The sequence below is a fragment of the Rodentibacter ratti genome (assembly GCF_002000485.1).
Classification (GTDB): domain Bacteria; phylum Pseudomonadota; class Gammaproteobacteria; order Enterobacterales; family Pasteurellaceae; genus Rodentibacter; species Rodentibacter ratti.
Genome location: NZ_MLAJ01000006.1, coordinates 79,763 through 93,192, shown reverse-complemented (window position 1 = coordinate 93,192; position 13,430 = coordinate 79,763). Strand labels below are relative to the sequence as shown.

At 37.8% G+C, this 13,430-nt stretch carries 12 protein-coding genes and 1 tRNA gene; 7 read left to right on the top strand and 6 right to left on the bottom strand.

What is annotated here, in order from left to right; all coding sequences use genetic code 11:
• Positions 1-64 precede the first annotated feature (64 nt).
• The 4 genes from smrB to BKG94_RS06945 all read left to right on the top strand — a co-directional run bounded on the left by smrB (position 65) and on the right by BKG94_RS06945 (position 2,750).
• A complete protein-coding gene (gene smrB, locus BKG94_RS06960; RefSeq protein WP_077435583.1) occupies positions 65-568 on the top strand; it encodes an endonuclease SmrB in 504 nt (167 codons plus the stop codon).
• A 402-nt stretch (positions 569-970) separates the two neighbouring features.
• On the top strand, positions 971-1,396 hold the full coding sequence (locus tag BKG94_RS06955) for a hypothetical protein (RefSeq protein ID WP_077435581.1): 426 nt from the start codon (positions 971-973) through the stop codon (positions 1,394-1,396).
• 235 nt (positions 1,397-1,631) lie between these two features.
• Entirely contained in the window at positions 1,632-2,075 is a 444-nt protein-coding gene (locus tag BKG94_RS06950) for an SMI1/KNR4 family protein (protein WP_077435579.1), read from the top strand.
• A gap of 135 nt (positions 2,076-2,210) precedes the next feature.
• Positions 2,211-2,750 (top strand): DUF4303 domain-containing protein, encoded by a 540-nt coding sequence (locus tag BKG94_RS06945; protein ID WP_158074643.1) that lies wholly within the window; start codon positions 2,211-2,213, stop codon positions 2,748-2,750.
• A gap of 191 nt (positions 2,751-2,941) precedes the next feature.
• Here BKG94_RS06945 and BKG94_RS06935 read toward each other — a convergent pair whose 3' ends face one another.
• On the bottom strand, positions 2,942-3,835 hold the full coding sequence (locus BKG94_RS06935) for a LysR family transcriptional regulator (RefSeq protein WP_077435575.1): 894 nt from the start codon (positions 3,833-3,835) through the stop codon (positions 2,942-2,944).
• A 96-nt stretch (positions 3,836-3,931) separates the two neighbouring features.
• Between BKG94_RS06935 and topA the strand changes: the two genes are divergently transcribed.
• The gene (gene topA, locus BKG94_RS06930) at positions 3,932-6,538 is read left to right on the top strand and encodes a type I DNA topoisomerase (protein ID WP_077435573.1); all 2,607 of its coding nucleotides are present in this window, start codon (positions 3,932-3,934) and stop codon (positions 6,536-6,538) included.
• A gap of 40 nt (positions 6,539-6,578) precedes the next feature.
• Here topA and BKG94_RS06925 read toward each other — a convergent pair whose 3' ends face one another.
• The 3 genes from BKG94_RS06925 to BKG94_RS06915 all read right to left on the bottom strand — a co-directional run bounded on the left by BKG94_RS06925 (position 6,579) and on the right by BKG94_RS06915 (position 9,372).
• Entirely contained in the window at positions 6,579-7,412 is an 834-nt protein-coding gene (locus tag BKG94_RS06925) for a DUF4198 domain-containing protein (RefSeq protein ID WP_077435571.1), read from the bottom strand.
• A 162-nt stretch (positions 7,413-7,574) separates the two neighbouring features.
• The gene (gene uspE, locus BKG94_RS06920; protein ID WP_077435569.1) at positions 7,575-8,504 is read right to left on the bottom strand and encodes a universal stress protein UspE; all 930 of its coding nucleotides are present in this window, start codon (positions 8,502-8,504) and stop codon (positions 7,575-7,577) included.
• Positions 8,505-8,598: 94 nt separating this feature from the next.
• The gene (locus tag BKG94_RS06915) at positions 8,599-9,372 is read right to left on the bottom strand and encodes an FNR family transcription factor (protein ID WP_077435567.1); all 774 of its coding nucleotides are present in this window, start codon (positions 9,370-9,372) and stop codon (positions 8,599-8,601) included.
• A 290-nt stretch (positions 9,373-9,662) separates the two neighbouring features.
• Between BKG94_RS06915 and BKG94_RS06910 the strand changes: the two genes are divergently transcribed.
• Positions 9,663-9,748: transfer RNA gene (locus tag BKG94_RS06910), tRNA-Leu, on the top strand.
• 325 nt (positions 9,749-10,073) lie between these two features.
• Here the strand turns inward: BKG94_RS06910 and BKG94_RS06905 are convergent.
• Positions 10,074-10,424, bottom strand: a complete 351-nt coding sequence (locus BKG94_RS06905; protein ID WP_077435565.1) for an MliC family protein — start codon at positions 10,422-10,424, stop codon at positions 10,074-10,076.
• Positions 10,425-10,805: 381 nt separating this feature from the next.
• Between BKG94_RS06905 and BKG94_RS06895 the strand changes: the two genes are divergently transcribed.
• The gene (locus BKG94_RS06895; RefSeq protein ID WP_018356020.1) at positions 10,806-10,988 is read left to right on the top strand and encodes a YegP family protein; all 183 of its coding nucleotides are present in this window, start codon (positions 10,806-10,808) and stop codon (positions 10,986-10,988) included.
• Positions 10,989-11,040: 52 nt separating this feature from the next.
• On the opposite strand, the gene metE is transcribed toward BKG94_RS06895, so the two are convergent.
• Positions 11,041-13,317, bottom strand: coding sequence for a 5-methyltetrahydropteroyltriglutamate--homocysteine S-methyltransferase (metE, locus tag BKG94_RS06890; protein ID WP_077435561.1), 2,277 nt, complete (start codon positions 13,315-13,317; stop codon positions 11,041-11,043).
• Between the last annotated feature and the right edge of the window lie 113 nt (positions 13,318-13,430).

Below are 13,430 nucleotides of genomic sequence, written 5' to 3'. Positions count from 1 at the left end.
TATACCACATAAGGTGGTTTATAACTATGATATGATACGCAAAATTTGAAATGAGTGAGTAAAAATGCAAGAGGAATTTGAGTTATTTCGTGCTGAAACGAAAGGCATTAAACCCATTAAACAGGATACCTTTGTCGCACCACGCCAAAAGAGCGGTCAAAAAAAGTCTTATTTACGTGATATCCGTGAAAAAGAGGATACCTTATTTTATTTTTCCGATGAATATGAACCATTGCTTAATGAAAATGATGGCATCGTAAAATATCTTCGTGACGGTGAAGATTCTCATTTGTTAAAACAATTACGCCGAGGGGATTTTTCTCCCGAACTGTTCTTAGATCTACACGGTTTGACACGTGAACAGGCAAAAATGGAACTCGCCGCATTATTGCTTGCCTGTGAGAGTGAACGAGTGGATTGCGCCAGCATTATGACCGGCTACGGGACGTTTACCTTAAAAAAACAAATTCCCCGTTGGCTTGTTCAACATCCCAAAGTGCGAGCCTTGCATCAGGCTCCGAAAGAATGGGGCGGTGAAGCGGCAATTTTGATTTTAGTCGATGTGTAAGCCTCTTTTTTATGCGGGAAATTCCTAAAAGTGCGGTTAATTTTGAGATATTTTTTCGATGAAAGTAGGAAATATATAGCCGTTACACAAAAAGAGAAAATGTAGCAAGCGAATCCTCTTGACCCGCAAATGTTGTTTCAGGGCAATGGCTCGATGAAGAAAGTGGGTTGGCTGGGTGTAAACTTTCTCAACAAAGAGAAGACCTTTTCGTGGGAATTATAATCAAGTAAGGGCTGGAAATCTTAAGTCAGGGTTAACTAATCGTCAGTATTTAGCTAGAGATATTAAAGATCTCAGAAATATATTAGGTAATTCAGGGTATAGTAGAAGAGTAATTAATATTCAGCTTAAAGAGTTGATTAGACAAAATAAAGAACTGTGGAGTACACTAGGTAAATAACCATGAATAAACAAGATGCAATTACTTTTTTAAAAAAGTATCAACCATTACCAGATGATGAAAAATTAACAGAAGAAATTATTAATAAATATGATGAAATAAGGAAGTTTTTTATAGATAATCCGGATGATGATGTCATTGGATTATTTCTAAATTCATATGGTAACGGGGATGGATTGGGTGTATATCCATTAGTTGAAGATGTCTTATTAAATTGCTCTAAAGAGAAAGTAATTTTATCAATTAAAGAAGTTCTTGAAGATATTAACCCCCCAAACAATGTGCGATATTGGGTTACGCAAAATGCAGAGCTATTTTTTGACGACAGATTGCGTAAAGGTCTTGAAATTTCATTACACTCAAAAAATGAAGATATTCGAGATGCTGCGACCATAATATTAGATAATTACCAATCAATACATACCTAATATTATAAAAATTTCGTTTTCAGACGGCATTACAACAATAGCTATCACACAAAATTTCAAAAATATATGGACAGTAATAATTAGGTTCATCAAGATATGATAAATAAACAAAGAGTCAAGGTGTAACTCCATAAATGAGAAATTCTGATGGGCAGTTACATTGGTGGTATCGAGCTAGATAACAAGGTGCTGATAAAATATATCCAGACTTAATTTATGACTAAAGAGGTATAAAATGACATCAAATGAGTTCTTTATCTGTTTAGATAAAAAAATGAATGATTATCCTAATTTATTTTTATTTAGAGAGTTAGAGCCAAAAGCAACTATAAAAAATGAAAGTGAAATAGAAAATTATTTGAGAGCAAAGTTACCACCTGTTTATGTAGCATTTCAAAAAACTTTTGGAGGCGGTAGCTTTGGATTTACTGAGTTATTTTCCATAGCTCCTGATAGTGAATATTATGTATTAGGTACTCAAAGTAATATAAACATAATAAATAATGGATTTTTTCCGATATTTGATGATCAAACAGGAGGAGTATACTGTTTTAAAAAAGTTGGTAGTTACTTTTTAGAGGAAATCTATTATATAGATTTTTCCTTACCTGATATATCTATATCCCTAGTAAAGGAAAACTTTATTAGCTTATTTAATAAATTAGCCTTTAATTTATAATTTTGATGAAAACATAATATTACTAGACAATATCTACAATTATTATTGGTAGCAATATAATTAAATAGAAATACTAAACCGGCTACGCTATCTGCCAACCGAATGAACAAATGCTTGCATAAGGAGTTCATACATATGAATATTTCAGAATTTAATTCATTAGTTAATGAGATTAAAATTGCAATCACATACTCTGTAAAAGAGCTTTTTGATAATCATCCAAATGAAGATTTTTATTACATTTCATTAATAACCTCTGGAGAGGCTCATTCACCTATATTATCTGCATGGTCTTATCAAGAACTATATAAATTGTCGGAAAATGATAAAGAGAGGGAACAGCTTATTAAGTGGTCTTATGCCGATTCTCCCTATACAATGTATAAAAATGATTATTTTCATAATGTAGAGCAAATTTTTGAATCTCGTGATATTGAGGGTATAAATGAGAAAGTTTTAAATGACGAGTTTGATTTTAGAATAAATGCTATGGTTACTGCAATGCAACAAGCCGACACAGACGGCGTTTTTGGTAGTGGTGAGTCTAGATTAAATTTACTAATAAATGTTGAAGTAATGCCACCAGATGAAACAAACGTGATCCGAGCAAAAAAATTAAATCCTAAAAACTCTAAAATATTACCAGTATGGATTGAAGAAGCTGGTGAAGAATAGCTTTGGCATGGCTTTAGAAAACAAGAAACCCACTACAGCTGGAACGGCAAAAACGAACTGGTCGGGCTCACCACGCCAAACGGTGAAGTCTGGCACTATAAATATGACGCCTTAGGCAAGACGGATTGGGGATTGTTTTTCTCCAATATTTAATGGACACTCGCCGTGTATTCCTACAAATAAACCCCAAATTAAATTTCAGAACACAGCCCTAAACTCGCCAAAAACTCAATAAATGCCCGCACTTTTGCCGGTAAGTGTCGGCGGTTTGGGTACACTACATGAATTTCCAATTCTTGTTGCTTGTATTCCGGTAAAATTTCCACTAATTCGCCGCTTTCAAAGGCATCCCCAAGAATAAAACGGGGTAAATTTACAATCCCTAGTCCAGCTTTTGCCATATCTAACAGGGCTAACCCATTATTGCTTACGACTTTCGATTTAATTTTAAAACGTTGTGTTTGATTTAGTCGTGCCCCTTGCCAATTCACTTGATTTAACGTGCTTTTATAAAGTAGCCCTTCATGCTGTTCTAAGTCATTAGGGGTAGTTGGCATACCATATCGTTCAAGATAACGGGGAGAGGCGGCAAAGTGAATGGTGGAGGTACTAATTTTACGGGCAACCAAAGAACTGTCTTGCATATAGCCAATGCGTAAAGCGAGGTCGTAGCCTTCCGCAAGTAAATCTATTTTTTTATCATTAAATTCCACTTCAACGTGTAAATTGGGGTGTGCCGCAATAAACATAGGGAGATTCGGGGAGATGAATAATAGCCCGAAATCTCGAGGTACGGAAATCAGCAAATTACCTTGCAGGCTTGTGGTCATATTGCTAATACTTGCATCCGCTTCATCTAAATCTTGCAAAATACCTTGGCAACGTTGGTAATACATCATGCCGGCTTCCGTGGGCATAATTTTTCTTGTGGTACGTTGTAACAAACGGGTTTTGAGATGTTCTTCCAACTGAGAAACCAATTTACTTGCCATTGCGACAGAAATATTTTGTTGTGTTGCCGCTTGTGTAAAACTTTGTGTTTCGACAACCTTACAAAAAATAGAAATCGCATTGAGTTTGTCCATTTATATCCCTTTTTTCAAAAAAAACTTGATTTTGCTAGCGTAAGTTTGCACTATACCGCCAATTTTACAAAATGCTAGCAAAAGTTAGGTAATCAAATGAGTAAATCTTTGGTGATTGTCGAGTCACCGGCAAAGGCGAAAACCATTAATAAATATCTCGGGAATCAATATGTGGTGAAATCCAGTGTTGGACATATTCGTGATTTACCGACAGTGGGTGCAAGTACCGGCGAAAAAGCCAAACCCATTTCAACGAAAGGGATGAGTGCGGACGAAAAAGCAAAGGTGAAAGCAGAGAAGGAACGCAATGCCCTTGTGAAACGCATGGGGATTGATCCTTACCACGATTGGCAAGCGAACTATCAAATTCTGCCGGGTAAAGAAAAAGTAGTGGCGGAATTAAAAAATCTTGCCAAAAAAGCCGATCATATTTATCTCGCCACCGATTTGGATAGAGAAGGGGAGGCCATTGCCTGGCATCTGCGAGAGGTAATTGGTGGTGATGATGAGCGTTTTAGCCGTGTGGTATTTAATGAAATCACCAAAAATGCGATCAAGCAAGCCTTTGATAAACCGGAACATTTGAATATGGATCGTGTCAATGCTCAACAAACACGCCGATTCTTAGATCGGGTTGTGGGCTTTATGGTTTCGCCACTTTTATGGAAAAAAATTGCTCGGGGCTTATCAGCCGGACGTGTTCAATCTGTTGCAGTGAAACTGTTAGTGGAACGTGAACGGGAAATTAAAGCATTCCAACCGGAAGAATACTGGGAAGTGGCCGTTCTCACTCAAACCTTAGGCAAAGAAAATATTCGTTTGGATGTCGCAGAGTATAAAGGCAAGAAATTTGATCCTAAAAATCAAAAGGATGCACAAAGTGCGGTCGATTTTTTAAAGGTTTCCGATTACGTTGTCACAGATCTCGAAACCAAACCCACCAGTTCACGCCCTCGTGCGCCTTTTATCACATCAACCTTACAACAAACAGCGAGTACTCGTTTGAGCTTTGGTGTGAAAAAAACCATGATGCTTGCACAACGTCTTTATGAGGCAGGCTATATCACTTATATGCGTACGGACTCGACAAATTTGAGCCAAGATGCGCTCAATATGGCTCGTCGCTATATTGAAAATCGTTTTGGTGAACAATATTTACCGGCAAAACCGAATTTTTATTCCAGTAAAGAAAATGCGCAAGAAGCCCATGAAGCGATTCGTCCATCCGATGTGAATACATTACCGGAACATTTGGAAGGAATGGAAAAAGATGCGGTGCGTCTTTATGATTTAATTTGGCGTCAATTTTTAGCCTGCCAAATGCCACCGGCACAATATGATAGTAGCACGCTCACTGTTACCGCCGGTGACTATACGTTAAAAGCCAAAGGGAGAATTTTGCGTTTTGATGGTTGGACGAAAGTCTTACCGCAAATCGGAAAAAATCCCGAAGATCAGGAATTGCCTGAAGTCAATGTTTCTGAAAAATTGGCATTAAAGGAAGTACAACCCAGCCAACATTTCACTAAACCACCGGCTCGTTTTACTGAAGCCGCTCTCGTAAAAGAATTAGAGAAACGGGGCATTGGCCGTCCTTCTACTTATGCGGCAATTATTTCGACGATTCAAGAACGTGGCTATGTGAGAACGGAAAACCGCCGTTTTTATGCCGAAAAAATGGGGGAAATCGTCACTGATCGCCTAAATGAATCTTTTGGTGATTTGATGAATTTTGACTTCACGGCCAATATGGAAAATGTGCTTGATCAGATTGCTTCAGGTTCAGCGAATTGGAAAACGGAATTAAATCAATTTTTCAAAGATTTTTCCAATCAGTTATCAAAAGCGGAACTGGATGAACTGGAAGGGGGCATGCGTCCAAATAGCTTAGTGGAAACTGATATTAAGTGTCCAACCTGTGGCAGAAATATGGCGATTCGTACGGCAAGCACCGGGGTATTTTTAGGTTGTACCGGCTATGCTTTACCGCCTAAAGAACGCTGCAAAACTACGATTAATTTAATTCCTGAGGCGGAATTATTAAACGTATTGGATGAATCCTCTGAAACCAAAGCATTGATGGAACGTAAACGTTGTCCAAAATGTGATACGGCGATGGACAGCTATGTTATTGATGCGAATCGTAAAATTCATATTTGTGGTAACAATCCAAATTGTGATGGCTATTTGATTGAAGAAGGTTCTTTTAAAATTAAAGGCTATGACGGGCCAATTGTTGAATGCGACAAATGTGATGCGGATATGCACTTAAAATTAGGTCGTTTCGGCAAATATATGGCTTGTACAAAGTGCGATAATACACGCAAAATTTTGAAAAATGGTGAGGTTGCCCCACCAAAAGAAGAACCGGTACATTTCCCTGAATTGAAATGCGAAAAATCTGATGCTTATTTTGTATTACGTGATGGTGCAAGTGGGGTATTTATGTCAGCCCATAATTTCCCAAAATCCCGTGAAACACGCCCTGCAAAAGTTGCTGAATTAGCATTATATCGGGATCGTTTGCCGGAAAAATTGGCCTATCTTGCAGATGCACCAACAAAAGATCCGGAAGGGAATGAAGCCATTATCCGTTTTAGCCGTAAAGAGAAAAAACAATATGTCACGTCAGAAAAAGACGGTAAGGCAACAAAATGGATTGTTGATTTTATTGACGGAAAATGGATTGAACGGAAAAAATAGAAGATAAAAAGTGCGGTTAATTTTAACCGCACTTTTGCTTTTAGTGATGATGTTCAGGTTTCGGAGGGAGCTTATCCAAGCCTTTTCCGACAGGAAGAATTAAGGTTGAATAGCTTGCCGATTTCTGGCAAATATTTTGATCGGTAAATGGCGTTTTATGAACGACTTTAATTTTCCAAATACCATCGATTAACGGAATGATATTAACTCGTCCCTGACTATCTGTTTTACCGGAAAAGCCTTGAGGTTCACGATGACCGGTTGCAGCTTCTAAATCTTTCACAATCACGGTATCCGCCGTTGCAATCACAGTTTCTCCTGCTAATGGCATTTCATTATAGAAAATTTGAACAGGGAAGGGTTCACCGGATTTTGCTTTGCTTGGATCTTTCAAAGGCACAATTTCAAGAGGTAATCCCACACGGGTCATTGCCATTTCTGCATTTAAAGGCTGTTTTCCCACAGTCAGAAGGCTTTTACTAAACATTTGAGTTTGTTCGCAGTAAGTCGCATTTGGTGTCGCTTTCATATTATCCATCTTCCAGCCTTCAGCATTTTGTGACCAAAAAGTCGGTTTGTAGGTTGCGGTAACCCAATAAGAACCTGATTTTAAAGGTTTTTCAGATTGATATTGATAGTTTTCACCTTTTTGGATCAAGGCTTGATGCTCGCCATTTTGGTTGATGATTTCCATTGGTGCAAAAATATGTAAGCGGGCCTCTGGGATTTTTTCAACATAAGGGTAGTCTCCATAAGCAAGCTCTGCTTTTAAAATATTTTCTGCTTTTAGTCGTTCTGGTGCGGATACCCAGACCTCGTGCGCTTGTACACTACCGACAAAAAAGGCTAGCCCTAGGATCAGATTTTTTTTCATTATGTTTCTCCTTATAAATGAAAATGATTCTTAAAAATGGGGTGGGGAATATAGAGGAAAAGTGGAAGATGATCGAGTAATTTTTTTTAAATTTGTGAAATAGATCACAAAAAAAGTGCGGTCAGAAAAAATAACATTTTAAATGACCGCACTTTTTTGTAATTAGGCTTCTTTTTTGGAAGGTTTAATCGCAAGTAAATTGCAATTTAATTTGCTGATAACATGTTCTGCAGTGTTACCAAGTAATGCAGCAGATAAACCTGTGCGACCGACAGTACCGAGAATGACCAGTTCGGCTTCAATTTTTTGTGCTACCTCAGGGATAACATCTTCAGGAAAACCTTCATATACGTGCGTATGATCTTCATCAATGCCGAATTTTTGACGTAAGGCTTTCATATTAATTAAATGTTGTCCGCGAATGCTATTTTCATAGCCGAGGGTATTAAATTCGGGTAAATCGATTGCCATGTTAATTGGGGTAACAGGATAGGCCGCAACAAGGTGAACATTCCCACGGTTTAGTCTTTCGGCGAGGGAAATACCGGTTGCGACAAGCTCTTGATTAAATTCATCTTGATAATCCTGTTCACCGGATACATTTACGGCAATGAGAATTCGGCGTTGATGTTTCCAATCACCGTCACGAACCATAAGTACAGGAACAGGGCATTTGCGTAACAATTGCCAATCTACCGGAGTAAAGATAAGAGAAGTTAAACTTTCCTCATCTTTAGTATATTTCACAACTAAATCATATTGATTTTTTTCAACTTCTTCACGAATACCTTCAGCTTCATTACTGTTCCAAACAATATGAGACTCAAATTCAATTTGTGGATCTGCGTATTTATCTAGATAAAATTGAACCGCTTGGCGATGTTGTTCAATCGCTGTTTTATGCATTTCCTCACGTTCATCAGAAGACAGTAAGGCTGTCATTTCATAAGATAAATCATAAACGGTTAATAATGTTGTGATTTTTACTTTTTCAATACTTTCTTGCTCTTTTACCAGGCGAACCGCGCGAGCTAGAGCATACTGTTTTTCATTATCCGGATTGAGAACAACTAGGATATTTTTAAATTTCATAATAATCTCCTTGGTTATGCTTATAGCATAAAAAAGAATTTATGATATGACAAGAAAAGAACCTTAAAAAAGAGAGTGATCCCATACTCAACTTTTATTCGCTCATGGTGATTTTTGTTTTATGTATACCGGAAAGCTCAATTAACTCATTGATATTATTTATTATAATGTATTTTCCTTGTACAGAAAGGACACCTAATTTTTGGAAACGGCCTAATAGACGACTGATGGTTTCCACGGTTAAGCCAAGGTAATTACCAATATCGCCACGAGTCATCGTTAAACGAAATTCTTTTGCGGAGAAACCACGGAGAGAGTAGCGTCTGGAAAGATTATGGATAAATGCGGCAAGACGTTCTTCGGCATTCATTTTGGAAAGTAATAAGATCATTTCCTGATCTCTTTTGATTTCACTACTCATTAAACGAATTATTTGATGGCGAAGTTTAGGCATTTTTCCTGAAAGGTCATCTAAAATATCAAAGGGTATTTCACACACCATGGATGTTTCTAAGGCTTGTGCAAAGCTAGGATGCTGCATATTCGTGATAGCATCAAAGCCCACTACATCGCCCGGCAAATGAAAAGAAGTAATTTGCTCTTCACCTGTTTCACTAACTGTATAGCTTTTAATTGTGCCGGAACGAATAGCATAAATAGAGCTCAGTTTGTCACCTGCTTTAAATAATATTTGCGATTTTTGAATGGGTTTTTTACGTTCAATAATATTATCTAGTTGATCAAGTTCATGTTCACTTAATGTGAAAGGAATACAAAGTTGGCTGATACTGCAATCCTGGCAATGAATAGCTCCACCTCCTAGTTGAGTCCGACATCCAGCCTTAGTTTCCGAAATGAAATTTTTCATTTAACCCTCAGATTTTTTAAAATAATAATGTAAAATTGATCTAGCTCAAAGATTTTAACACTAAATAGGGATTTTCAGAAGATGGCAGCAGAAAAATTAACAAAGAAAAGATTGATTCAAATTTTGGTGGTATTGTGTATTTTGATTAGCGCATTTGTATGGCGGTATTTTCTTTCTTAGCAATTCATAGATAAGATTTATTTTTGTTTAATTTTAAATCAAATAAATAAAATCTAACATTTTTTACTTGATACGAGTCTGTATATGCGTATAATCCACCTCATTCCCAAGCCTGGGTGGCGAAATTGGTAGACGCAGCGGATTCAAAATCCGCCGGTGAATAACCGTGTCGGTTCGAGTCCGACCCTAGGCACCAAACAGAATTTTAAATATAGAAAGCCGCTTTAATAGCGGTTTTTTTGTTGCCTAAAAACGCTTTATTTTCACCGGTTGAGTGTTTTTTCATTGTGTTATTCCTATAAAAAGCCGTTTGGAACGGCTTGCAGTGCGGTTATCTCAATCCGAAAGGATGCTGGGTGTCAAATCATTGCTGCGATAATCTTTGTTGCCCAAAGACGAAATATCATGAGAGTGAATAAGCCCTTCATTAGTGAATAGTTTGTGATGTTTCATTCTATTTCTCCAAGTTTTAGGTATAAAAATAGCCCCGCAGTGCAGGGCTTATTTATCTGGTTTGGTTTTTATTCCGTTACACAGTTGGAAAGGATTACTTTATTATCACCCATAAGTGTAGCGGTATTACCTTTTGTGAGGAGCTCATTTGTGTAGTTTTTATTAATTGCTTTGTAAATTGCACCGGAGGCGCTTTTTTGAATTTGCATAGGAATTAATTCGTTCATATCATTAATGATTGCGTAAGAACTTTTCTCTGTATTAACAAATACAACGTCTAATGTTTTATTGTTTTCGCATACATAAACAATTTTAGTTAATTCATCTGTAGAGCTATCTTTCATAACGGTAGCCTGAGATGTTAAAGGTATTAATGCAGCTGCGGTTAATGCAATCATTGTGGTTTTATTAAGCTTCATAGTTTGACTCCTAGTTTTGTATATGGTGTGCAGTATTCGACTAAGTAAATAATAAAAAAGTTCATTATTTATAAGTATTTATTTGGTTTTGATGAAAAACTTACTTATAAAAATGTGAGATATACCTCAAAATTAAAATGATTTTGTTGAAGATGAAAATCGCTGTGCTATTCTTTTGCTCGCCTTTGCTAACCACAAGGTATCTTTTACCGGAATGTGAATTGATTGGGTAATTTCACATTCGTAGGTTGCTAGGGAAACCGCCTTTATTTTTTCTTTGTCTTGCTTTGGTGTATCGGCAAAAATATTGATCACTCAAGTTTGACCCTCAAAATGATAAGTATAAGGTATATTCTTTCATTTGGTGCATAAGGAGCTCCTATGTATTTTGAAATTTATAAAGATGCGAAAGGGGAATTTCGCTGGAGATTGAAAGCAGGTAATCACCAATCTATCGCGACAAGTGGTGAAGGCTATACAACAAAACAAAGTTGCCAACACGCCATTGGAGTGATTAAAACGGTAAATGAGCAGACAGAAGTTAAAGACTTGACTGTTGCTTAAAATTTAGCCCTTTAATCACAGCACCGCCCGTTTTACGGGCGGATCTACTTTGCTAATTTGCTAACTCTGTACGTAATTTTTTCGTGACATTCACCATCACCTTTAATTGCTCAAGGGTTTCTTGCCAACCTCGGGTTTTTAAGCCGCAATCCGGATTAACCCATAGCCGTTCTTTGGGTACCACTTGTAACGCTTTACGTAATAAATGTTCGATTTCAACTTCGGTTGGAACACGTGGGCTATGAATATCGTACACACCAGGACCAATATCGTTCGGGTATTTGAAATCCGCAAAAGCCGTGAGGAGTTCCATATCAGAACGAGATGTTTCAATGGTAATCACATCCGCATCTAAAGCGGCAATAGCCGGTAAAATGTCATTAAATTCGGAATAACACATATGGGTGTGAATTTGCGTATCATCCTGACATCCCATCGAACTTAAACGGAATGCCTCTCCAGCCCATTGTAAATAGCTATCCCAATCTGCCCGTTTGAGCGGTAAGCCTTCTCGAATAGCGGGTTCATCAATTTGAATCACTTTAATACCGGCTTTTTCTAAATCTAATACTTCATCGGAAAGTGCGACAGCAATCTGTTTACAAACCGTTGAACGAGGAATATCGTTGCGAACAAAAGACCATTGTAAAATGGTGACCGGCCCTGTTAGCATACCTTTCATTACTTTTTTAGTTAAGCTTTGAGCATATTTGGACCAGCGTACTGTCATAGCTTCAGGGCGAACCACATCACCATAAATCACCGGTGGTTTTACGCAACGGGAGCCATAGCTTTGCACCCAACCGAACTTAGTGAAAGCAAAACCTTCTAGTAATTCACCGAAGTATTCCACCATATCGTTCCGTTCCGCCTCACCGTGAACCAGTACATCTAAATCTAATTTCTCTTGTTCACGTACGACCAATTCAATTTCTTTCTTCATTGCGGCTTCGTAATCTGCAAGGCTTAAATCGCCTTTTTTGAACGCGGCACGAGCGAAGCGAATCTCTTTAGTTTGCGGAAAAGAACCGATACTTGTGGTTGGTAGTAGAGGAAGATTTAACCAGTCATTTTGTAATTTAATTCTTTCTGCAAACGGCGATTTTCGTTGAGCCGCACCTTTTGGCAGGCTTGCTAAACGTGCCGCAACCTCAGGACGATGAATTGTTTTTGAATTCGCTCTTGCATCAGCGGCAGCTTGGCTGGCATCAATTTCCGCTTTAACTGACTGGCGATCTTGCTCAAGTGCGGTCTTAATAACACGTAATTCTTGAATTTTTTGTAAACAGAAAGAAAGCCAGTGATAAAGTTCCGGTTTGTTTGTCTGTAATTGGGTTTCGATTGATAAGTCATAAGGTGTGTGGAGTAGGGAGCAGCTTGGTGCAATCCATAAACGCTCACCTAATTTCGCTTTTAATGGTTCCACAAGATCTAACACTTGGTTTAAATTTGCCCGCCAAATATTACGACCGTCAATAATGCCGACAGATAAAATTTTGTCATAATCAACAAAAGCCGCAATCTGTTCAGGTGCTCGTACTAAGTCAAGATGTAAACCGGCGACAGGTAAAGATTTTAATAAATCGGCGTGTTCTGCTACGGAGCCAAAATAAGTTGCCAATAATAATTTTGTCTCGACTTGTTTGGTTAATGTGGCATAAACTTCCTTGTATGCTGAAAGCCATTGTGCGGGTAAATCAACTGCTAACGCAGGCTCGTCAATTTGAATATAGTCCACGCCTTCTTTTGCTAGGGCATTTAAGATTTCGACATAAACAGGGAGCAGTTTATTCAATAAGTCAAAACGGTTAAATAGCGAACCTTTTTCTTTTCCTAACCATAAGAAAGTTAATGGCCCGACAATCGTCGGTTTAGCATTTAATCCAAGGGTTTTGGCTTCACGAATTTGTTGTACATAATGTGTAGGATTTGCTTTAAATTGAGTATCGACCTGAAATTCAGGTACAAGGTAGTGATAGTTGGTGTCAAACCATTTAGTCATTTCGATGGCAAATTGTGCTTTGTTCCCACGTGCCAATTGGAAATATTGATCAAGTGTAAGATTTTGACTATCAAAACCAAAACGGGCAGGAATTGCGCCGGTAGCGACTTGTAAATCTAAAATATGATCGTAGAAGGTAAAATCCGCAACGGCAACGTAATCTGCGTTGGCTTCCGCTTGGTGTTTCCAGTTGATCTCACGTAATGCTTTGGCAATATCTAATAAATCTTGCTCAGCAATTTCGCCACGCCAATAACGTTCTTGTGCAAATTTAAGTTCACGTTTTGCACCAACACGTGGAAAACCGGATAAATGAAATGTTGTCATAATAATTCCTCATCTATGATGTTGTGGTAATTTAGACGGCTAAACGTCTGAACGAAGATAGGATGAGGTATTTCTTATTATTATGCAAACTCATTATTTTCAATAAATTTATG

Coding starts and splice junctions, on each gene's coding strand:
- smrB (WP_077435583.1), top strand. CDS start 65: ATGCAAGAGGAATTTGAGTTATTTCGTGCTGAAACGAAAGGCATTAAA.
- BKG94_RS06955 (WP_077435581.1), top strand. CDS start 971: ATGAATAAACAAGATGCAATTACTTTTTTAAAAAAGTATCAACCATTA.
- BKG94_RS06950 (WP_077435579.1), top strand. CDS start 1,632: ATGACATCAAATGAGTTCTTTATCTGTTTAGATAAAAAAATGAATGAT.
- BKG94_RS06945 (WP_158074643.1), top strand. CDS start 2,211: ATGAATATTTCAGAATTTAATTCATTAGTTAATGAGATTAAAATTGCA.
- BKG94_RS06935 (WP_077435575.1), bottom strand. CDS start 3,835: ATGGACAAACTCAATGCGATTTCTATTTTTTGTAAGGTTGTCGAAACA.
- topA (WP_077435573.1), top strand. CDS start 3,932: ATGAGTAAATCTTTGGTGATTGTCGAGTCACCGGCAAAGGCGAAAACC.
- BKG94_RS06925 (WP_077435571.1), bottom strand. CDS start 7,412: ATGAAAAAAAATCTGATCCTAGGGCTAGCCTTTTTTGTCGGTAGTGTA.
- uspE (WP_077435569.1), bottom strand. CDS start 8,504: ATGAAATTTAAAAATATCCTAGTTGTTCTCAATCCGGATAATGAAAAA.
- BKG94_RS06915 (WP_077435567.1), bottom strand. CDS start 9,372: ATGAAAAATTTCATTTCGGAAACTAAGGCTGGATGTCGGACTCAACTA.
- BKG94_RS06905 (WP_077435565.1), bottom strand. CDS start 10,424: ATGAAGCTTAATAAAACCACAATGATTGCATTAACCGCAGCTGCATTA.
- BKG94_RS06895 (WP_018356020.1), top strand. CDS start 10,806: ATGTATTTTGAAATTTATAAAGATGCGAAAGGGGAATTTCGCTGGAGA.
- metE (WP_077435561.1), bottom strand. CDS start 13,317: ATGACAACATTTCATTTATCCGGTTTTCCACGTGTTGGTGCAAAACGT.